The 19,987-nt window shown below is 63.9% G+C and carries 14 protein-coding genes; 13 read left to right on the top strand and 1 reads right to left on the bottom strand.

Translation table 11 applies throughout. The features are described 5' to 3' along the window. The first annotated feature begins 24 nt into the window (after positions 1–24). The 9 genes from astC to ACQ4WO_RS24915 all read left to right on the top strand — a co-directional run bounded on the left by astC (position 25) and on the right by ACQ4WO_RS24915 (position 13,877). Positions 25–1,266 carry an acetylornithine/succinylornithine family transaminase gene (gene astC, locus ACQ4WO_RS24955; RefSeq protein WP_436483681.1) on the top strand — a complete coding sequence of 414 codons (1,242 nt, stop codon included), beginning with the start codon at positions 25–27 and terminating at the stop codon, positions 1,264–1,266. Positions 1,267–1,360: 94 nt separating this feature from the next. Then, positions 1,361–2,392, top strand: coding sequence for an arginine N-succinyltransferase (locus ACQ4WO_RS24950; RefSeq protein ID WP_070302837.1), 1,032 nt, complete (start codon positions 1,361–1,363; stop codon positions 2,390–2,392). Between the two features lie 13 nt (positions 2,393–2,405). After that, positions 2,406–3,458: an arginine N-succinyltransferase gene (astA, locus tag ACQ4WO_RS24945; RefSeq protein ID WP_128141652.1), complete on the top strand. Its 1,053-nt coding sequence runs from the start codon at positions 2,406–2,408 to the stop codon at positions 3,456–3,458. Further along, positions 3,451–4,941 carry a succinylglutamate-semialdehyde dehydrogenase gene (gene astD, locus ACQ4WO_RS24940; RefSeq protein WP_436483679.1) on the top strand — a complete coding sequence of 497 codons (1,491 nt, stop codon included), beginning with the start codon at positions 3,451–3,453 and terminating at the stop codon, positions 4,939–4,941. The genes astA and astD overlap by 8 nt, the downstream gene beginning before the upstream one ends. Positions 4,942–4,950: 9 nt before the next feature. Next, positions 4,951–6,291, top strand: coding sequence for an N-succinylarginine dihydrolase (gene astB, locus ACQ4WO_RS24935; RefSeq protein WP_436483678.1), 1,341 nt, complete (start codon positions 4,951–4,953; stop codon positions 6,289–6,291). Positions 6,292–6,442: 151 nt separating this feature from the next. Continuing rightward, a complete protein-coding gene (locus tag ACQ4WO_RS24930) occupies positions 6,443–11,170 on the top strand; it encodes an NAD-glutamate dehydrogenase domain-containing protein (RefSeq protein WP_436483677.1) in 4,728 nt (1,575 codons plus the stop codon). Beyond that, complete coding sequence (locus ACQ4WO_RS24925; protein ID WP_436483676.1) at positions 11,170–12,153, top strand: succinylglutamate desuccinylase; 984 nt, start codon at positions 11,170–11,172, stop codon at positions 12,151–12,153. The genes ACQ4WO_RS24930 and ACQ4WO_RS24925 overlap by 1 nt, the downstream gene beginning before the upstream one ends. A gap of 146 nt (positions 12,154–12,299) precedes the next feature. Beyond that, entirely contained in the window at positions 12,300–13,268 is a 969-nt protein-coding gene (locus tag ACQ4WO_RS24920; RefSeq protein WP_436483675.1) for a DUF2167 domain-containing protein, read from the top strand. 99 nt (positions 13,269–13,367) lie between these two features. Then, positions 13,368–13,877, top strand: coding sequence for a DUF1993 domain-containing protein (locus tag ACQ4WO_RS24915; RefSeq protein ID WP_436483674.1), 510 nt, complete (start codon positions 13,368–13,370; stop codon positions 13,875–13,877). Between the two features lie 122 nt (positions 13,878–13,999). On the opposite strand, the gene ACQ4WO_RS24910 is transcribed toward ACQ4WO_RS24915, so the two are convergent. After that, positions 14,000–14,575, bottom strand: coding sequence for a glycine zipper 2TM domain-containing protein (locus ACQ4WO_RS24910; RefSeq protein ID WP_436483673.1), 576 nt, complete (start codon positions 14,573–14,575; stop codon positions 14,000–14,002). A 160-nt stretch (positions 14,576–14,735) separates the two neighbouring features. On the opposite strand from ACQ4WO_RS24910, the gene ACQ4WO_RS24905 reads away from it, so the two are divergent. The 4 genes from ACQ4WO_RS24905 to ACQ4WO_RS24890 all read left to right on the top strand — a co-directional run bounded on the left by ACQ4WO_RS24905 (position 14,736) and on the right by ACQ4WO_RS24890 (position 19,866). Then, positions 14,736–15,848 carry an NADH:flavin oxidoreductase/NADH oxidase gene (locus ACQ4WO_RS24905; protein WP_436483672.1) on the top strand — a complete coding sequence of 371 codons (1,113 nt, stop codon included), beginning with the start codon at positions 14,736–14,738 and terminating at the stop codon, positions 15,846–15,848. A 161-nt stretch (positions 15,849–16,009) separates the two neighbouring features. After that, positions 16,010–17,593 carry an ABC-F family ATP-binding cassette domain-containing protein gene (locus tag ACQ4WO_RS24900; RefSeq protein ID WP_436483671.1) on the top strand — a complete coding sequence of 528 codons (1,584 nt, stop codon included), beginning with the start codon at positions 16,010–16,012 and terminating at the stop codon, positions 17,591–17,593. Between the two features lie 254 nt (positions 17,594–17,847). After that, entirely contained in the window at positions 17,848–18,306 is a 459-nt protein-coding gene (locus ACQ4WO_RS24895) for a RidA family protein (protein ID WP_034745569.1), read from the top strand. A gap of 129 nt (positions 18,307–18,435) precedes the next feature. Next, a complete protein-coding gene (locus tag ACQ4WO_RS24890; RefSeq protein ID WP_436483670.1) occupies positions 18,436–19,866 on the top strand; it encodes an amino acid permease in 1,431 nt (476 codons plus the stop codon). The last annotated feature ends 121 nt before the right edge of the window (positions 19,867–19,987 follow it).

Here is a 19,987-nt window from a genome sequence, read left to right as displayed (position 1 = left end):
CTAACATATTGATGGGGAAATGCTATGAATGCCAAGCTTGATTCGACCGTAACGGCTCGTCCAGTCACCCGGGAAACCTTTGACCAGGTCCTCGTTCCTACCTACGCCCCTGCAGCCATGGTGCCCGTGCGCGGTTCCGGTCTGGATCTGTGGGACCAGTCAGGCAAGCATTACCTCGATTTCACCTCCGGCATCGCCGTCAACAGCCTGGGCCACTGCCATCCGGCCCTGGTCGACGTGCTGACCAAGCAAATCAATAATTTGTGGCATTTGGGCAACGGCTACACCAACGAGCCTGTCCTGCGCTTGGCGCTGGCCCTGACGGAAGCGACTTTCGCCGACCGCGCCTTCTTCTGCAATTCGGGCGCGGAAGCCAACGAAGCGGCCCTGAAGCTGGCGCGCAAGTACGCGCACACCAAGTTCGGCGCGCACAAGTCGCGCATCATTTCGTGCTTCAGCTCTTTCCACGGCCGCACCCTGTTTACGGTCTCCGTCGGCGGCCAGGCCAAGTATACGGAAGGCTTCGAGCCGCTGCCGCCATCGATCGACCACATTGCCTACAACGACATCGAAGCGGCGCGCGCCGCCATCGGCGATGACGTGTGCGCCGTGATCGTCGAGCCGGTACAAGGCGAAGGCGGCGTGGTGCCGGGCAATCCGGAGTTCCTCAAGGAGCTGCGCGCCCTGTGCGACAAGACGGGCGCCCTGTTGATTTTCGACGAAGTCCAGAGCGGCATGGGCCGCACTGGCGCCTTGTTCGCCTACATGGGCTACGGCGTCACGCCGGACATCCTGACGGCCGCCAAGGCCCTGGGCAACGGCTACCCGATCGGCGCCATGCTGACCACGAATGAACTGGCGCAAACGCTGGCCGTCGGCACCCACGGCACCACTTACGGCGGCAACCCGCTGGCCGCCACCGTGGCCCTGACCGTGCTGGACACGATCAACACGCCGGCATTCCTGGCGCGTGTGAAAGAAGCGAGCGTCAACACCATCGCCATGCTGCAAGGCCTGATCACGGATTACCCGCAAGTGTTCTCCATCGTGCGCGGCAGCGGTTTGCTGCTGGGCCTGGTCGTCACCGATGCCTTCAAGGGCCGCGCGAAAGACATCCAGAAAGCGGCCGAAGCGCAAGGCTTGATGGTGCTGATCGCCGGCATGGACGTGGTGCGCCTGGCGCCGGCCCTGATCGTCTCGGACGAGCAGATCGCCGAAGCGGGCCGTCTGCTGCGCGCCGCCATCGACGGCATGCTGAAAGCCTGAAGCTAGCCCCGCTCCCTGTTTGATCACCGGCCCGCCGCTTTGCTGCGGGCCGGCTTGGTTCTACCCCAGCATTGTCAGCATTGAAGGAGTACCCATGTATGTTGTCCGTCCGGTAGAAATTGCGGATATTGCAGCCCTCGAAGCGCTGGCCGCAGTCACCATGCCGGGTGTCCATACCCTGCCGAAGACGCGCGAAAAAATCGCCGCCTCCGTCGAGCGCTCCATCGCCTCGTTTGCCGCCCATGTCGACATCCCCAGCGAAGAGTCGTATCTCTTCGTGCTTGAATCCCTGCTCGACAAGAGCATCTTTGGTACGGCCGCCATCTTCGCCTCGGCCGGCTCGAACGGCACCTATTTTTCCTTCCGCAACGACGTTATCCAGCAAGTCTCGCGCGACCTGAACATCAGCCACAGCGTGCATGCGCTGACCCTGTGTTCCGAACTGACGGCGTACTCGCAGCTGTCCGGTTTCTACGTGCGCAACATGGAGCAGGCGGGCCTGGAAGCGGCCCTGCTGTCGCGCGCGCGGCTGCTGTTCGCCGTGCTGGCGCCGCACCGTTTTGGCGACCGCTTCTTCGTGCCGCTGGCCGGCATCACGGACGCCAACGGCCAGTCGCCGTTCTGGGATGCGCTGGGCCGCAAGTTCTTCCAGATGGATTTCCTCGATGCCGAAAAAGTCATCGGCGGTGCGCGCAACCGCACCCTGATCGTCGAACTGATGCCGCATTACCCCGTGTACGTGCCGCTGTTGCCCGGCGACGCGCAGGCGGCCATGGGCCAGATCCACCCGAGCGGCGAACTGGCGTTCAATCTGCTGACGGAAGAAGGCTTTGAAGCCGACGATTACATCGACATCTTCGATGGCGGCCCGATCCTGCAGGCGCACAAGCATGCGCTGCGCTCGTTTACGGGCTCGCTCACGCGCCGCGTCGTCGCAGGCGTCACGCCCAGCCGCACGGGCATGAAAGTCAATTATGCGGTCGCTTCCGGCGCCGAGCGCAATTTCCGCGCCGTGACCTTTGCCTGCGATGCGCTCGAAGCGCAGGACACCATCGGTTTGCCGGCCGACCTGCTCGAGGCGCTGGCCGTGGCCGAAGGCGACAGCGTCATTTGCGTGCGTATCTAAGGGAGTTAATTTTATGCTAGTAGTACGCGCCATCAACGCCAATGACCTCGATGCCCTGTATGGGCTGGCCAGCCAGGTCGGCACCGGCATGACCACCCTCAAGCCGGACATGAAAATGCTGGGCGACCGCCTGGCCATCGCCTGCGCTTCGTTCGCCGAAACCATCCCGCCCGAAAAGCGCGACTACATGTTCGTCATGGAGGATACCGACACGGGCCGCCTGGCCGGCGTGTGCGCCATCAAGGGCGCCGTGGGTCTGGACGAACCGTTCTATAACTACCGCATCGGCACGCTGGTCCATTCCAGCCGCGAGCTCGACGTATTTACGCGCATGGAAACCTTGTACCTGTCGAACGACCTGACGGGCAGCACGGAACTGTGCTCGCTGTTTTTGCACCCAGATTACCGCAGCGGCAACAACGGCAAGCTGCTGTCGAAAAGCCGTTTCCTGTTCATCGCCCAGTTCCCGCAGCTGTTCACGGAAAAGCTGATCGCGGAAATGCGCGGCTACCAGGCACCGGACGGCAGCTCGCCGTTTTATGAAGGCCTGGGCCGCCACTTTTTCAAGATGGATTTCCACCACGTCGACGACTTGACGAGCCTGGGTAAAAAATCGTTCATCGCCGAGCTGATGCCGCGCCAGCCCATGTACGTGGCCTACCTGCCCGACGAAGCGCAGGAAGTCATCGGCAAGGTGCATCTGAGCACGGCGCCCGCGCGCCGCCTGCTGGAACAGGAAGGCTTGCACTTCGAAGGCTATGTCGACATTTTCGACGCCGGTCCCGTGCTGCAGGCGCGCGTCTCGGAACTGCGCGCCATGCGCGACAGCATGCCGGCCGTGCTCGACGCCGAGGCTGCGCCGGAAGTGTGCGGCGATGCCGCCCAGGCCGAGCCTTACCTGGTGTCGAACACCGACCTGAAAGATTTCCGCATGATCGTCACCAGCGCCAATCCGCACAGCGGCAAGATCGCGCTCGACGACGATGAACTGCATCTGCTGCGCTGCCATCACGGCGACACCGTGCGCACCTTGTCACTCAACCCGAGGAAGCATCCCCATGTCTAACGTATTGAATCCATCTACCGCAGCATCGAACTTCATCAACGGCGCCTGGCTGCCAGGCACGGGCCGCGAACTGGCCACCATCGATCCGTCGAACGGCAAGCAGACCTGGGCCAGCCTGGAAGCGACGGAACACGAAGTCGAACAGGCGTGCCAGGCCGCGCGCGCCGCTTTCGAAGCGTGGGCCGATACGCCCGTCGACGATCGCATCGCCATCTGCGTGCGCTTTCGCGAACTGCTGAAGGAGCATGCGGAAACTCTGGCGCTGCTGATCTCGGAAGAAGTGGGCAAGCCGCTGTGGGAGTCGCGCACGGAAGTGGCCACCATGGCCAACAAGATCGATATCTCGGTGCAGTCGTACAACGCACGCACGGGCATCACGCAAAGCAAGATCGCCGATGGCGACGCCGTGCTGCGCCACCGTCCGCATGGCGTGTTCGGCGTCTTCGGCCCGTACAATTTCCCCGGCCACCTGCCGAACGGCCACATCGTGCCGGCCCTGATCGCCGGTAACACCATCGTCTTCAAGCCGAGCGAATATGCGCCGCGCACGGCCATCAAAACCGTGCAGCTGTGGCAGCAGGCCGGCTTGCCGAATGGCGTCGTCAACCTCGTCAACGGCGGGCGCGACACGGGCGTGGCGCTCGGCGCCAATCCACACCTCGACGGCGTGCTGTTTACGGGCTCGTGCCAGACGGGCATCAGCCTGCACCGCCAGTTCGGCGGCCAGCCGGGCAAGATGCTGGCGCTGGAAATGGGCGGCAACAACGCCCTCGTCGTGTGGGACGTCAAGGATGTCGACGCGGCCGTGCACCACGCGATCTTCTCCGCCTTTGTCTCGGCCGGCCAGCGCTGCACCTGCGCGCGCCGCCTGGTGGTGCAGGATAACGCCGCCGGTGCCGCTTTTGTGGCGCGCCTGGTGGAAGTGGCCGCGAAACTGGGTATCGGCGCTTCCGACGCCCAGCCGCAGCCGTTCATGGGCCCAGTCGTGTCGAGCGCCGTGGCAAAACGCCTGGTGCAGGCGCAGGCGGACATGGTCGCCAAGGGCGGTACCACCTTGCTGCAGATGCGCCAGTTGAATCCCGAGGCGGGCTTTGTGACGGCCGGCATCGTCGACGTGACTAGTGCTGTCGGCATCCCCGACGAAGAGTGGTTCGGCCCACTGCTGCAAGTGGTCCGCGTGGCCGATTTCAATGCGGCCCTGAAGGTTGCCAATGCCACGGAATTCGGCCTGGCTGCGGCGCTGTTGTCCGACGATCCGGCCCTGTGGCAAACGTTCCAGACGCGCGCGCGCGCCGGCATCGTCAACTGGAACCGTCCGACCACGGGCGCGGCCAGCACGGCGCCGTTCGGCGGCATCGGCAAGTCGGGCAACCACCGTCCCAGCGCCTATTACGCGGCCGATTACTGCGCCTACCCGGTTGCCTCGATCGAGAACGGCGCGCTGGAAATGCCGGCCAAGCTGTCGCCCGGCCTGAATTTTTAAGGAAATCCCATGCACAGCACGCGCGAATACAATTTTGACGGCCTGGTCGGGCCATCGCATAACTACGCCGGACTCTCGTTCGGCAACGTGGCCTCGTTCAGCAATGTGAAAAGCGCTTCGAATCCGAAGCAGGCCGCCTTGCAGGGCCTGGCCAAGATGCGCGCCCTGGCCGCGCGCGGCTTTGCGCAAGCCTTGCTGCCGCCGCAGGACCGGCCCAATTTCCGCCTGCTGCGCTCCATCGGTTTCACGGGGACGGACGCCGAGGTGCTGGCGCGCGCCTACAAGGAATCCCCGGTGATCCTGGCCTGCGCGTATTCCGCCTCGCCCATGTGGACGGCGAACGCCGCCACGGTCAGCCCGTCGGCCGATACGCACGATGGCCGCGTGCATTTCACGGCCGCCAACCTGAATAACAAGCTGCACCGCGCCTTCGAGCACGCGCAGTCGGCGCGCAGCCTGCGCGCCGTTTTCAGCGACGGCAAGCACTTCGCCGTGCACGATGCGCTGCCGTCGACACCGGCCTTTGGCGACGAGGGCGCGGCCAACCACACGCGCCTGGGCGCCAGCCACGGCGCGCCATCGGTGGAGTTGTTCGTGTATGGTCGCGTGGAGTTCGACCCGTCCGCGCCATCGCCGAAGCGCTATCCGGCGCGCCAGACCCTGGAAGCGTCGCAAGCCGTGGCGCGACTGCATGGCCTGGAGGCGAAACGCACCGTGTACGTGCAGCAGAACCCGGACGTGATCGACCAGGGCGTGTTCCATAACGACGTCATCGCCGTCGGCAATGGCAATGTACTGTTCTATCACGAGCAGGCGTTTGCCGATGAAGAGGCAAGCCTGTCGCAGCTGCATCGCGCCGTCGCCGCCACGGGCGCGCAACTGGACGCGCTGCGCGTGGACACGGGCCAGGTGCCGATCCAGGATGCGGTGACCAGCTATCTGTTCAACAGCCAGCTGCTGACGAAAGAGGGCGGCAAGATGGCGCTGGTGATCCCGCAGGAATGCCAGGAAAACCGCGCCGTGTCGCGCTACCTGGAAGGCCTGGTGGCCAGCGGTGGACCCATCGATGAACTGATACATTTCGACCTGCGCCAGAGCATGCGCAACGGCGGCGGGCCCGCCTGCCTGCGTTTGCGCGTGGCCCTGACGGAAGCCGAGGCGCGCGCCATGCACCAGGGCGTGATCATGACGGAAACGCTGTACCATCGGCTGGTGCAGTGGGTGGAAAAACACTACCGAGACCATCTGGAGCCGGGCGACCTGGCCGACCCGCAGCTGGCGCTGGAAGTGCATGCGGCGCTTGAAGAATTGACGATCATCCTCAACTTACCAGGATTGTACGACTTGTAGGCGATAGAAAAACACACAGAACATCCGAGACAACTATCCGTAGCACAGACAGAATTGGACGGGCGACCCCCGTCTCTTGACACCGCTGCCGCCCAGCCACAAGCCCGAACGACAGCGTTGGACATTCACATTACCGTAATGGAGATGCAAGATGAATCACACGCCACAAGATTTGCGTACACAAACGCTGGAGTTGATTAACGCGGCTGGCAATGCAGGCAAGGCGGTAGCGCCTGTCGTGCAGCTGGTGCAGGCATGGCTCGACTCGCTCGACGCCGAAGACCTGGCCGATATCGCGCCCGACAGTCTGGCGCCCGTGCTGGTCGACGGTTTCACGCAAGCGGCCGAGCGCACCGGCAACGGCTGCCAGATCGCGACCCTGCGTTATGCGGATGGCCGTGGCGGCATGGCGAGCGCCTTGCTGATCCTGAACGAAGACATGCCTTACCTGGTCGACTCCATCGTCATGGCCATGCGCCGCCAGCACCTGGCCGTGCGCGGCGTGATGAATACCGTGCTGCCCGTGCGCCGCGCCGCTGACGGCAGCGTCGAAGCGGTGCGCCAGCCTGGCGACCCGCTCGAATCGTATGTGCTGGTACTGCTCGACGAAGAGCTGGCGCCGGAAGCCCTGGCCGCGCTGGTCGCCGCCCTGGAGACGGTCGCGCGCGACGCCGCCGTCGTACGCCGCGATGCCGCCGCCATGAGCGAGCGCCTGGCCGCCGTCGCCACGGCTGCATCGCAGCATGGCGAAGAAGGCGCGGAAGTGGCCGCCTTCCTGGAATGGGCCCGCAGCGGCGGCTTTGAAGTCTTCGGCTATGCCTATTACCGCGTCAAGCCGGGCGTGCGCGAACTGGAACGCGACATTCCTAGCCGTGTCGGCGTGCTGCAGGATACGGCGCACCCCGTCTACGGCACCTGCCTGGCGAATATCCCGGGCGACTTCGACACCCTGGCCAAGCGCGACTCGGCGCTGTCCATCGTCAAGGCCGACGTGGCAGGCACTTTGCACCGCGACCAGCAGTTGGACTTCATCGGCGTGCGCGACATGGATGCGCAAGGCGCGATCCTCGGCGAGCACTGCTTCGTCGGCTTGTTCACCCGCGCCGGCAATTCCACCCCGCTGGCGGCGCTGCCGTTTGCGCGCGGCCGCGTGGCGAAGGTTTTGAGCCTGGCCGGCGTGCGCCAGCAAGGTTTCCGCGCCGAGAAATTCCGCGAAATCCTTGAGTCCTTGCCGCGCACGGAAGCGCTGGAAGCGGATCTCGACTGGCTGGCGCAAGTGTGCGGTTCTGTCGTCTCGCTGTACAAGCAGCCGCGCACCAAGGTTTTTGCGCGCCGCGACGTGTATGCGCGCCACCTGAACGTGCTGGTTTACCTGCCGCGCGAGCGCTACAGCGCCAGCGTCGCATCGAGCCTGGCGAAAGCCCTGCAAGCCAGTTCCGGCGCCACGCACGTGAGCATGCAAACCCTGGTGGCCGACGGCCCCCTGGCGCGCGTCTACCTGATCGCCCACGCCGCGCGCTACCCGCTGGACCTGGAAACGGACATCGAACAGCCGCTGCTGAGCGTGCTCGACGGCTGGCATAACGGCTTTGCCGCCGTGGCCGATGCCGTGCCCGACGTGGCCCTGCGCACCAGCCTGCGCAAACTGTGCGCCACGTTACCGCTCGATTACGTGGCCGCCACCGCGCCGGCCGTCGCCTTCCGCGACCTCGACACCATCCTGCGCAATACGGATCCGGCGCACGTGGCCGTGCGCATCGAGACGGGCGCCGTCACCACGATTCGCCTGTACTCGGCCAACAAGGTGCCGCCGCTGTCGACCATCCTGCCGGCACTGCACAATGCGGGCGTGGCCATCGACCGCGAACAGGCGTATTCGGTGTCGCTGGCCGACGGCACGCGCTATTTCGTCACCAGCCTGACGGTCGATGCCGCCAGCGCGGCGAAACTGGCGAAGCCATCCGTCGTCGCCGTGGCGCAGGAATTGTTTGCCGCCTTGTTCAACGACACGGCGGAAGATGGCCGCCTGAATGGCCTCGTCATCGAAGGCGGCTTGTCGACGCGCGAAGTGCAGCTGGTGCGCGCCTATACCAGCTACTGGCGCCAGACGGGCAGCCGCTTCTCGGTGCGCTACATCGCCGAAAGCCTGCGCAAGCAGCCGGCCCAGGTCAAAGCCCTGGTGGAGGCGTTCCTGCAGCGCTTCGATCCTTCGCTGTCCGACGCGCAGCATGCGGCGGCCCTGGAAAGCATCGCCGCCATCAAGGCTGGCCTGCCCTCCGTGAACCATGCCGATACCGAGGAAATCCTCGGCGCGCTGGCCGACCTGATGGCCGCCACCCTGCGCACCAGCTACTTCCAGAACAATCAACAAGGCGACAAGATCATCTTCAAGTTCGACACCAGCAGCTTGGCGCTGGTGCCGGAACCGCGTCCTTACCGCGAGATTTTCGTCTTCTCGCGCCGCTTCGAAGGCGTGCACCTGCGCGGCGGCCCTGTCGCCCGTGGCGGCTTGCGCTGGTCCGACCGCATGGAAGACTACCGCACGGAAGTCCTGGGTCTGGTGAAAGCGCAGATGGTCAAAAACGCCGTCATCGTGCCGGCCGGCGCGAAGGGCGGTTTTGTCTGCAAGATGATGCCGAAAGACGCCGTGCGCGAAACCATCGCGGCCGAAGGCGAAGCCGTCTACCGCCTGTTCATTTCCAGCCTGCTGGAAGTGACGGACAACCGTTCGCTGGGCAATATCGTCCCGCCAGTCGATACCGTGTGCTTCGATGACGCCGACCCGTATCTGGTGGTGGCCGCCGACAAGGGCACGGCCACGTTCTCGGACATCGCCAACGGCATCGCCGTGCAGCGCGGTTTCTGGCTCGGCGACGCGTTCGCCTCGGGCGGCTCGAACGGCTACGACCACAAGAAACTGGGCATCACCGCCAAGGGCGCGTTCGAAGCCGTGAAGCGCCATTTCTATGAAATGGACCACGACCTCAATACCACCCCGATCACCATGGTCGGCGTGGGCGACATGTCGGGCGACGTGTTCGGCAACGGCGTACTGCTGTCGCGCCAGCTGAAACTGGTGGCCGCGTTCGACCACCGCCACATCTTCCTCGACCCGACACCGGACGTCGCCGTCTCGTTCGACGAGCGCGCGCGCCTGTTCGCCTTGCCGCGTTCCTCGTGGGACGATTACAACAAGGAGCTGATCTCGGCAGGCGGCGGCGTGTATCCGCGCACTGCCCGCACGATCGAACTGTCGCCGCAAATCCGCGCCGCACTCGATATCGCGGAAACTTCGCTGCCGCCGGAAGAACTGATGCACCGCATCCTGAAGTCGCCCGTGGACCTGTTCTACAACGGCGGCATCGGCACTTACATCAAGGCGTCGACGGAGAGCCACGCGCAAGTGAAGGACCGCGCGAATGACCACATCCGCGTCAGCGGCAATGAGCTGCGCGTGAAAGTCGTGGCCGAAGGCGGCAACCTGGGTGCGACGCAGGCGGGCCGCATCGAATTCGCGCTGGCCGGTGGCCGCATCTTCACCGATGCGATCGACAACTCGGCCGGCGTGGATTGCTCGGACCATGAAGTGAACGTGAAAATCTGGCTGGACGTGGAAGTCAACGCGGGCAAGCTGACGGAAGCGGAACGCAACCGCGAGCTGTATGCGATGACGGACGACGTCGAGCGCCTGGTCTTGCGCGACAACACGCAGCAGACGCATTTGCTGGTGCGTGAATTGCAGGCGCAAAGCGAAAGCGCCGTGCAGGATGGCTATGCCGCCCTGATCGCCAGCCTGGAAGAAGAGGGCGCGCTGTCGCGCGATCTCGAGCAGCTGCCGTCGGTGGCCGAACTGGCACGCCGCAAAGCCGACGGTCGTGGCCTGACCACGCCGGAACTGGCGGTGGTGATCGCCAACGTGAAAAACCGCTTCAAGCGCATCCTGTCCGCCCTGCCGTTGACCGGCGAAACGTGGGCCGAGCCGGTGCTCAAACCGTACTTCCCATCCTTACTGGTGGAAACCCGTTCGGCGCTCGACCACCCGCTGGCCAACGCCATCTTGGCGACCGTGCTGGCCAATGAAGTGATCAACCGCTGCGGCCCGCTGATGATCCGCAACCTGGCGGCGGAAAACGGCGTGGACGAGTCGACCGTGATCCTGGCCTGGGGCCAGGCATGGGTGGCGCTGAATCTGGCGCCCGTGTTCGACGCGCTCGATGCGGATGCCTTGACGATTCCACGCGACGTGTCGATCAAGGTCGATGCGCAAACGCGCGTGCTGCAGCAAACGATGATCGCCGGTGTCTTGTCGGTGCCGGCCGAGCAGTTGCGCGGCGCCGGCCTGGCCGAACTGACTGGTTTGTTTGGCGCGGAATCGAAACGCGAGCTGCTCAAAGCTGTCGGCATCAAGTCGGAAGCGGCGCTGGTGCCGGGCTTGAGTCCGGCCTTCGTGCAGGCGTGGGATGCGGTCGACGCGCTGGAAGTCGTCGCCGGCTTCCTGTTCCCGGCCCTGTCCGTGGCGCGTCCTGCTTCGATGGACCTGGCTTCCTTCCTGCAAGTGGGCCTGGCCCTGCGCAGCCAGGCGGGCATCGATACGCTGGAACGTGGCCTGAAGCTGGCCGCGCAAGGCAAGTCGCAAGAACAGTTGCGCAACTACGCGCAGCAAGCGCTGCGCCGCACGCAACAGCGTCTGCTGACGCAGGTGCTGGCGCGTGCCGAGCAAGGCAATGCAGGCCAGGCAGTCGATGCCGTGACGGGCGCGCTGGGTCTCTCGGCCTATGTGGCGGCGACGGAACTGGAGCAAGCCATGCTGGACGTGTGGACCTTGTCGGAAGCCGTGAATAAAATCACGGAGAAAACCCCAGCGGAAGCGGCGGTGTAATGACGCAAAAAGTAACACAGGTAGTGCAGGCGCTGGCGCAGGCCGATTTCAGCGGCGTGGCCCAGTTGTTTTCGGACGCCGGTTTCACGGTGGCCTTGCCGGCGCCCGGCATGCTGCAAGTCGTCAAACTGGGAGCCGGCCGCGCCAGCGTGGCCGTCTCGGTGGGCGTGCATGGCGACGAGACGGGACCGATCGAAGTGCTGGCGCATCTGCTCGACGCCTTGTCGCGCGATGCATCGAAGCTGGCCGTCGACCTGCTCGTTTGCGTGGGCAATGTCGATGCGATCCGGGCCGGCAAGCGTTTCATCGACGCCGACCTCAATCGCATGTTCCGCCCCGTACGGGGCAGCTTGGCGCAAGCGGCGGAAAGCGCGCGCGCCGATGAAATGATCGCCGCGACAACAGCGTTCTTTGAAGCGGCCGGTCCCGTGCGCTGGCACCTGGATTTGCACACGGCCATCCGGCCGTCCGTGTACCCTACGTTTGCCATCGTGCCGGACCTGGTGGCCGACGACGCCAAGGCACAGCTGATCGACTGGCTGGGCCAGGCGGCCATCGGCGCCATCATCATGAACCCGCAGTCGGCCGGCACGTATAGCTATTATTCGGCCGAGCATTTCGGCGCGGCCGCCAGCACGGTGGAGCTGGGCCGCGTGGGCACCCTGGGGCAGAACGATCTGTCCCTGTTCGACGACGTGTCGCTGGCGCTCGATGGCCTGCTGCGCGGCCTGCCTGCGCAGCCCGTCAAGGCGCAACCGCACGTGTTCAAGGTGGCGCAGGAAATCATCAAGCACAGCGATGAATTCCGCATGGCTTTTGACCGCAGCACGCAGAATTTCACCTCGTTGCCGCAGCACGCCGTGATCGCCAGCGATGGCGACCATGTGTACACGGTGCGGCACGCGGAAGAGCTGGTGGTGTTTCCGAATCCGGACGTGCGCGTGGGCTTGCGCGCGGGACTGATGGTGGTGCGCGTGTCCTGATCTTCAAGCCATGCACAGCAGCAGGCGCCAGCCGGGGAAACCCGTCTGGCGCTTTTTTTATGGAAAAAATGCCACATAGAAATAATTATCCATTAGGCAATCAATTGATTTAAAATATTTACCCTTTGCAATTTTTTGGACCGATCATGTTGAAACGCCTGCTGACAGCCTTGCTGTGCCTGACTCTCTCCGGCCTGACGGCTGCCGCCCCTGCCGAAGAGAAGGCAGCCGCAACGGAAATGACGGCCGAGCAATTCCTCGCCCAGTTGCACCTGCAGCACGGCAAGATCACCTTGCCGGGCGGTATCGCCACACTGGATTTGCCCGCCAGCTTCCGTTATTTGTCGCCGGCCGATGCCGAGCGCGTGCTGGTCGAGGCCTGGGGCAATCCGCCGGGCATGGAATCGCTGGGCATGATCGTGCCTGCCAAGACGAGCGTGCTCGAGCGCGACAGCTGGGGCGTGGTGGTGACGTATGAAAAGGAAGGGCATATCAAGGATGACGATGCGGACAGCATCCAATACGACGAATTGCTCAAGGATATGCAGGCGTCCGTGCTGGAAAATAATGCGGAGCGCAAGAAGCAGGGCTATCCCGGTATCCATCTGATGGGCTGGGCGGAAAAACCCAGCTATGCCAAGGATACGCACAAGCTGTACTGGGCCAAGGACTTGATGGTCGATGGCGGCGAGCACTCGCTGAACTACAACGTGCGCGTGCTGGGCCGTGAAGGCGTGCTGAACCTGAATGCGATCGCCAGCATGCAGCAGATCGCGACGATCAAGCAGGAAATGCAGCAAGTGACGGCGTTCACGGAATTTACCGACGGTAACCGCTACACGGATTTCGACAGCAAGACGGACAAGGTGGCCGAGTACGGCCTGGCGGCGCTGGTGGCCGGCGGCGTGGCCAGCAAGCTGGGCCTGTTTGGCAAACTGCTGGTGCTGCTGCTGGCCTTCAAGAAAGTGCTGCTCCTGGCCGTCGTGGGTGGTGGCGCGGCCATCATCAAGTTTTTCACTGGCAAGCGCAAGGAGAAGCCGGCGCCGATACAGCCGCAGGGGGCCGTTGAACAGCCAGCGCATTTACCGGACGGCAAGGTCAACCTCGACAAGTAAAAGCAACTGGGCTGCTCGGTGCGCTGACGCACACGGGCGCGGTACCCGAAAACAGCGCCTCGGGTACACTGGCTCATCGTTCACTATCAGGAGTCCGCCATGTCCGTGTCCATGTATCAGGCAACCATTCCCGTCTTCATCCGCGGCTTGCGGGTCGTCTCGTCCCTGCTGGAAAAAGCGCAAGCCCACGTGGAGGAAGATGGCATCGTGCCCGAGATTTTACTGGGCGCGCGGCTGGCGCCCGACATGCTGGATTTGACGGCGCAGGTACAGCGCGCCAGCGATACGTCGAAGATGTCGGTTGAGCGCCTGAGTGGCGTGCCGGCGCCGAAGTTCGAGGATAACGAAGCGTCGTTCGAGCAATTACAGGAACGCATCGCCAGCACCATCGCCTACATCGACAGCGTGAATGCGGGCCAGATGGCGGGCAGCGCGCAGAAGGAAGTCGTGCTGAACTGGACGGACGAGGGGACAAAATTCTCGGGCGATGATTACCTGCTCAGCTTTGCCTTGCCGAACTTCTATTTCCACGTTTCCATGGTCCACGCTATCCTGAGAAACAATGGCGTGGCCGTGGGCAAGCTCGATTATCTTGGTCCTTACGATTGATAGGCTTGAAAAACCGTCGCGGGCGGCGATGATTTGTGGCTGAGAAGCGCAACCGTACTTTGGTACGGGGGCGCCGAGCTGGTGAGCATCGCCGGCCGCAAAGCGCGACGCGCAGCAGTTTTTTAACGTTGGGGCTGTTGTTCCACCTGGTTCTGCACCGCATTGCCCAGCATGCCGCCGCCGATCACGCCGGCCACCGTCGCCAGCGCCTTGCCGCGGCCGCCACCGACCTGATTGCCGATCAAGCCGCCGATGACGGCGCCCGTGCCGATGCCCACGTAGTTCGGTTGTGCTGGTGCCGGCGCAGGCACTGGCTGCGGCTGGCGTACGGGTTCGCGGTAGGCCGTGTCGCGGTAGCCATCGTTGTTGTCATTGTAGGCAGGGCGCGATTGCGCCACTTGCGTGTGGTGCACGACGCGCTTGTGCACGACAGGCGCCGGGGCTGGTGCCGGGGCGGCTTGCGCGACGACAGGCGCGGCTACCGGTGCAGTCACGGGAGCAGTCGCGGGCGCTGCCAGGGCTGCGGCGCCGGCCGGCGTCATGGCGGCCACGTCGGCAGGCACGGCCGGCACATTCGCCCGCGAATTGGGCAGGATGCCGGCGATGGACGCCGCGCCGACCAGGCACAGGACCGTCACGGAAATGGCGGCGCCGGCCATCAAAGGGTGGATGCGGCTGGCGGTAGTCGTCGTGTTCATGTGTTCTCCTGGGGTGGTACTGCGGGTGTTATTGATGTGTCCAGATTAGCGGCCTCGCCTGTCCAAGGCTAGCCCTTGCGCTGTATCAAACGTAAGCAGGTGTAAGCCGCGCTTTCCAAAGCACAGTAGAATCGGTGCTTCCCCTTTTCCGGAGTCCGCCATGAGCCAGTTATTCACGCCGTATGCCCTGGGGCCGCTGCTGGTGGCCAACCGCATCGCCATCGCGCCCATGTGCCAGTACTCGGCCGACAACGGCAACGCCACCGACTGGCACATGATCCACCTGGGCCATTTGGCCCTGTCCGGCGCGGGCTTGCTGATGACGGAAGCGACGGCTGTCTCGCCCGAGGGACGCATCTCGGCCGAAGACCTGGGCCTGTGGTCGGATGCGAATCAAGCTGCGCTGGCCAACGTGGTGCAGGCCATCCGCCGCCACGCACCGATTCCCCTGGTGGTGCAGCTGGGCCACGCGGGACGCAAGGCGTCGAGCCGCGCGCCCTGGCAGGGCGGTGCCTGCGTGCACCTGGCCGAAGGCGGCTGGCAAACGGTGGCGCCGTCCGCCATTGCCCATGCACCGGGCGAAACCGTGCCGATCGCCCTCGACGAGATGGGCTTGCTGCAAATCAAGGGCGCCTTTGTGGCGGCCGCCCAGCGCGTGCATGCGCTCGGCATCGAGGGCATCGAACTGCATGCGGCGCACGGTTATCTGCTGCACCAGTTCTTGTCTCCCCTGTCCAACCAGCGTACGGATGCGTATGGCGGCAGCCTGGAAAACCGCATGCGTTTTCCGCTGGAAGTCTATGAAGCCGTGCGCGCCGCCGTGCCGGCCGACATGGCCGTGGGTGTGCGCATTTCCGCCACGGACTGGGTCGAAGGCGGCTGGGAAATCGAGCAAAGCGTGCGTTTCGCGCAGGAACTCAAGCAGCTGGGCGCCGACTTCATCCACGTCTCCAGCGGCGGTATTTCGCCGCAGCAGCAAATTCCCGTGGGTCCCGGCTACCAGGTGGCGTTTGCCGAACGCATCAAGCGCGACAGCGGTTTACCCACCATCAGCGTCGGTTTGATCACCGAAGCGCAGCAGGCGGAAGACATCATCGCCAACGGCCAGTCCGATATGGTGGCGCTGGCGCGCGCCATCCTGTTCGACCCGCGCTGGCCCTGGCATGCGGCGGCCCAGCTGGGCGCGCAAGTGCCGGCGCCGCCGCAGTACTGGCGCTCGCAGCCGCGTGAATTCAAGAACCTGTTCGGCGACACGACGCTGGGGCAGCGCTGACAAGCCTGCTCTGTTACACTGACACTTCTTTCCCATTTCTCCAGGACGCTTCGACATGCGCCATTGATACTGCCGTGCTGTGCACGGCCTCGCCCATCCCGCCACAGCGCCATTGCGCCGCGCGGGTTCGCCAGCCCTGTCTGCACGTACAAGGAGTATCCATGCCCGCATTACTACAACTCGACCGTCTGTCCTTTGTGCTGCCCGATGGCCGCGCCCTGTTTTCCGATTTGCAATTTAGCCTTGCCCCGCAACGTATCGGCCTCGTCGGCGATAACGGCGTGGGCAAGAGTGTGCTGGCGCGCCTGCTGGCGGGCCAGGCGCAACCGTCTTCCGGTGCCGTGCGCTGCGACGGCCGCGTGCATTACGTGGCGCAGGAACTCGATCCTGAGTACTTTCCCACCGTGGCGGCGCTCGCTGGCGTGACCAGCTTGCTGGCCGCGCTGGCGCGCATCGCCGAAGGCAGCGTCGACGAAGCCGACTACGCGCTCGTGGGAGAGCGCTGGGATGCCCACGCCCGTTTGCGCCAGGCGCTCGATGCGCTCGATTTGCGCCATGTCGATGCCGACACGCCAACGGCCAGCCTGAGCGGCGGCGAGCGCCAGCGCATCGCCTTGCAAGGGGCCTGGCTGTCGCAGGCGGACTGGCTGGTGCTCGATGAACCGAGCAACCATCTCGACGTACAGCAGCGCGCCCGTCTGGTGGCGCAGATGGCGCGCTGGCCGGGTGGCCTGCTGCTGGTTAGTCATGACCGCGGCTTGCTCGAGCACGTCGATGCAATCGTCGAGCTGTCGAGCCAGGGCTTGCGCAGCTATGGCGGCAATTACGCGATGTATGCGCAGCAGCGCGCGCTGGAGCAGGCCGGTTTTGCGGCCGCCCTGCAGGCGGAAAAGGCGGGCGCCAGACGCGAACAGCGCGACGCGCAGCAGCAGGCCGAACGCCAGCAGAAACGGGTAGTGCGTGGTGAACGCGAGGGGCGCGAGGGTAATCAAAGCAAGCTGCTGCTCGACGCGCGCAAGGAGAAAAGCCAGGATAGCCAGGGCAAGCTGCGCCTGCGCGCGCAAGAGGCGCAGCAGGCGCGCCAGCAAAGGGTGATGGACGCCAGCGCCCGCTGCGCGCCAGAGGCTGAACGGCTGCTGCTGGCGCCCGACAGTGCCGTGCCGAACGGCAAGCTGATCCTGGAGCTGCGCGACGTGGTCTTGCCCTATGGCCAGGTGCAGCCTGTGAGCCTGGTCATCAGCGGCCCGCGCCGCCTGGCCGTGACGGGCAATAATGGCAGCGGCAAGTCGACCTTGTTGCGCGTGATCGCCGGACAGTTGGCGCCCGCCAGCGGCGAGGTACTGTGCCATGCGCGGGTGGCGTGGCTGGACCAGCATGCGGGACTGCAAGACGGCGAATGGAGCGCCGTGCAGCGCTTGCAGGCGCGCAATAGCACGATGGCGGAAGGGGACTTACGCACGCGGCTGGCGCTGCTGGGCATTGCCGGCGCGCGCGCCACCATGTCCAGCCGTTTGCTCAGCGGTGGCGAGCGCATGAAGGTGGCGCTGGCGGCCGAGCTGTATGCGCAGGCGCCGCCGCAACTGTTGCTTTTAGACGAACCCGACAATCATCTGGACCTGGCCAGCCTGCAGGCGCTGGAGCAGATGCTGCTGCAATATCGGGGCGCGTTACTTGTGGTTTCGCACGACCAGGCATTTCTGGATGCGATAAACCTTGACCCCGAGGGCTTGACATTGCACAAGTGACAATTTAATGAAAAAAGTCACGCTCGATGCCTGTAGAGCATGCTTCATGAACCGATGCTGAATTTTGTTTGATTGTCGGTATAATCCACTGAATAACCGGGCCTATTTGTGAACTAAAACTGCTGGTTCACCAATATGATGACGTTTAATCTGGCACTGTTGTCGGTCACTACCGCGCTGCCAGGGCGTCATCCTGCGTGCCCTGCCGTGCATGAATTCTGGTTTCGCTTATATTGTTTTCTTGGAGAAATAGCATGTCGTTTTACGAAAAACTCAAGGCCCTCAACATTGAACTGCCAGTCGTTGCCGCGCCAGCTGCCGCCTACGTGATGCATGCCCGCACGGGCAACACCGTCTTCCTGTCCGGCCACCTGGCCAAAAAGGATGGCAAGGTATGGGTTGGTCAACTGGGCAAGGACGTCACGACGGAAGAAGGCAAGATCGCTGCACGCGGCATCGCCATCGAACTGATCGCCACCCTGCAAGACGCGTGCGGCGGCGACTTGAACAAGGTCAAGCGCATCGTCAAGGTCATGAGCCTGGTCAATTCCACCTCCGAATTCACGGAACAGCACCTGGTGACCAACGGCGCCTCGGAACTGTTCGTCGAAGTCTTCGGCGACAGCGGCAAGCATGCGCGCTCCGCCTTCGGCGTGGCGCAAATCCCGCTGGGCGCTTGCGTCGAGATCGAACTGATCGCCGAACTGGCCTGACGCAGTGGTCTGACCACATGAGCATGCCGGCGCTTGCCGCCGGCGCGCCTTTTCCTCCTGTCCAGCAAGAGCGGAACCGCCATTGGGGTGGAGGGATCGGTGTATTCAAGAAAAAAACGGAGACACGTAATGAAAACGAGTGAACAAGGCTTGCACCGCGGCCTGGGTGAGCGGCAGATCCGCCTGATGGCGCTGGGCGCCGCGATTGGCGTGGGCCTGTTTTTGGGTTCCGGCAACGCCATCAAGATGGCCGGTCCCGGCATCATGCTGTCGTACATCATCGGTGGCGCGGTCATCTTCATGATCATGCGCGCGCTGGGCGAAATGGCCGTGCACAATCCCGTGGCCGGCTCCTTCAGCCGCTATGCCCAGGATTATCTGGGTCCTTTGCAAGGCTATCTGACGGGCTGGAACTACTGGTTCCTGTGGCTGGTCACGTGCGTCGCGGAAATTACCGCCGTCGCCATCTATATGGGCATCTGGTTCCCCGACGTGCCGCGCTGGATCTGGGCCTTGGCGGCCCTGGGTTCCATGGGCGCCATCAATCTGCTGGCCGTGAAAGCCTACGGCGAGTTCGAGTTCTGGTTCGCCCTGATCAAGGTGGTCACCATCATCCTGATGATCGTCGGCGGCACGGGCATGATCGTCTTCGGTCTCGGCAACAATGGCGTGGCTGTCGGTATCTCGAACCTGTGGATGCATGGCGGCTTTTTCCCGAATGGCGCGCAGGGCGTGCTGATGTCGCTGCAGATGGTGATGTTTGCCTACCTGGGCGTGGAAATGATCGGCCTCACGGCTGGCGAAGCGGCCAATCCGAAGAAATCGATTCCCGACGCCATCAATTCCGTGTTCTGGCGCATCCTGATTTTCTATGTCGGCGCCTTGTTCGTCATCCTGTCGATCTACCCATGGAATGAAATCGGCACCACCGGCAGCCCCTTCGTCATGACGTTCGAACGCCTGGGCATCAAGACGGCCGCCGGCATCATCAACTTCGTCGTGCTGACGGCGGCCTTGTCGTCGTGCAATGGCGGCATCTTCAGCACGGGCCGCATGCTGTACAACCTGGCGCTGCAAGGCCAGGCGCCGAAAGCGTTTGCGGAAACGACGGCCAGCGGCGTACCGCGCCGCGCCATCCTCGTGTCCGTCTTCGCGCTGCTGCTGGGCGTGCTGCTGAACTACCTGGTGCCGGAAAAAGTGTTTATCTGGGTCACCTCGATTTCCACCTTTGGCGCCGTCTGGACCTGGGGCGTGATCCTCGTCACGCAGATCCAGTTCCGCAAGACCCTGACGCCGCTGGAAATCAAGAACCTGGCCTTCCGCATGCCGTTCGCACCGTATGGCTCCTGGATTTCGCTCGCTTTCCTGGCGCTGGTGATCGGTCTGATGGCGTATTTCCCCGATACGCGCATCGCCCTGATGGTGGGGCCGGCTTGGCTGATCCTGCTGACGGTGCTGTACTACGCGCTGGGCCTGGCGCCGAAAGAGGGCCGCGACGACGTGCCGCAAGGCTACGAGGCAGGCTGGTCGCCGGCTGATGCGCCGCACGGCAAGAAGTAATTCAGCTGAACTGAGCTGAACCAGAAGCGCGCCCCTGCCCCTGCAGCGGCGCGCTTTTTCTTTCATAGAAGCAATATCTTCTTCGCCAGCACTCTTGCGTGTTTGATGGCGCACGCCTGGC

The sequence above is a fragment of the Janthinobacterium aestuarii genome (genome assembly GCF_051380835.1).
Taxonomy (GTDB): Bacteria; Pseudomonadota; Gammaproteobacteria; order Burkholderiales; family Burkholderiaceae_D; genus Janthinobacterium; species Janthinobacterium aestuarii.
The sequence above is the reverse complement of the archived record's forward strand: the minus strand, read 5'-3'. Positions and strand labels throughout refer to the sequence as shown.

Excerpts from the sequence above, each read along its gene's own strand:
- astC (WP_436483681.1), top strand. The coding sequence starts at position 25 with ATGAATGCCAAGCTTGATTCGACCGTAACGGCTCGTCCAGTCACCCGG.
- ACQ4WO_RS24950 (WP_070302837.1), top strand. The coding sequence starts at position 1,361 with ATGTATGTTGTCCGTCCGGTAGAAATTGCGGATATTGCAGCCCTCGAA.
- astA (WP_128141652.1), top strand. The coding sequence starts at position 2,406 with ATGCTAGTAGTACGCGCCATCAACGCCAATGACCTCGATGCCCTGTAT.
- astD (WP_436483679.1), top strand. The coding sequence starts at position 3,451 with ATGTCTAACGTATTGAATCCATCTACCGCAGCATCGAACTTCATCAAC.
- astB (WP_436483678.1), top strand. The coding sequence starts at position 4,951 with ATGCACAGCACGCGCGAATACAATTTTGACGGCCTGGTCGGGCCATCG.
- ACQ4WO_RS24930 (WP_436483677.1), top strand. The coding sequence starts at position 6,443 with ATGAATCACACGCCACAAGATTTGCGTACACAAACGCTGGAGTTGATT.
- ACQ4WO_RS24925 (WP_436483676.1), top strand. The coding sequence starts at position 11,170 with ATGACGCAAAAAGTAACACAGGTAGTGCAGGCGCTGGCGCAGGCCGAT.
- ACQ4WO_RS24920 (WP_436483675.1), top strand. The coding sequence starts at position 12,300 with ATGTTGAAACGCCTGCTGACAGCCTTGCTGTGCCTGACTCTCTCCGGC.
- ACQ4WO_RS24915 (WP_436483674.1), top strand. The coding sequence starts at position 13,368 with ATGTCCGTGTCCATGTATCAGGCAACCATTCCCGTCTTCATCCGCGGC.
- ACQ4WO_RS24910 (WP_436483673.1), bottom strand. The coding sequence starts at position 14,575 with ATGAACACGACGACTACCGCCAGCCGCATCCACCCTTTGATGGCCGGC.
- ACQ4WO_RS24905 (WP_436483672.1), top strand. The coding sequence starts at position 14,736 with ATGAGCCAGTTATTCACGCCGTATGCCCTGGGGCCGCTGCTGGTGGCC.
- ACQ4WO_RS24900 (WP_436483671.1), top strand. The coding sequence starts at position 16,010 with ATGCCCGCATTACTACAACTCGACCGTCTGTCCTTTGTGCTGCCCGAT.
- ACQ4WO_RS24895 (WP_034745569.1), top strand. The coding sequence starts at position 17,848 with ATGTCGTTTTACGAAAAACTCAAGGCCCTCAACATTGAACTGCCAGTC.
- ACQ4WO_RS24890 (WP_436483670.1), top strand. The coding sequence starts at position 18,436 with ATGAAAACGAGTGAACAAGGCTTGCACCGCGGCCTGGGTGAGCGGCAG.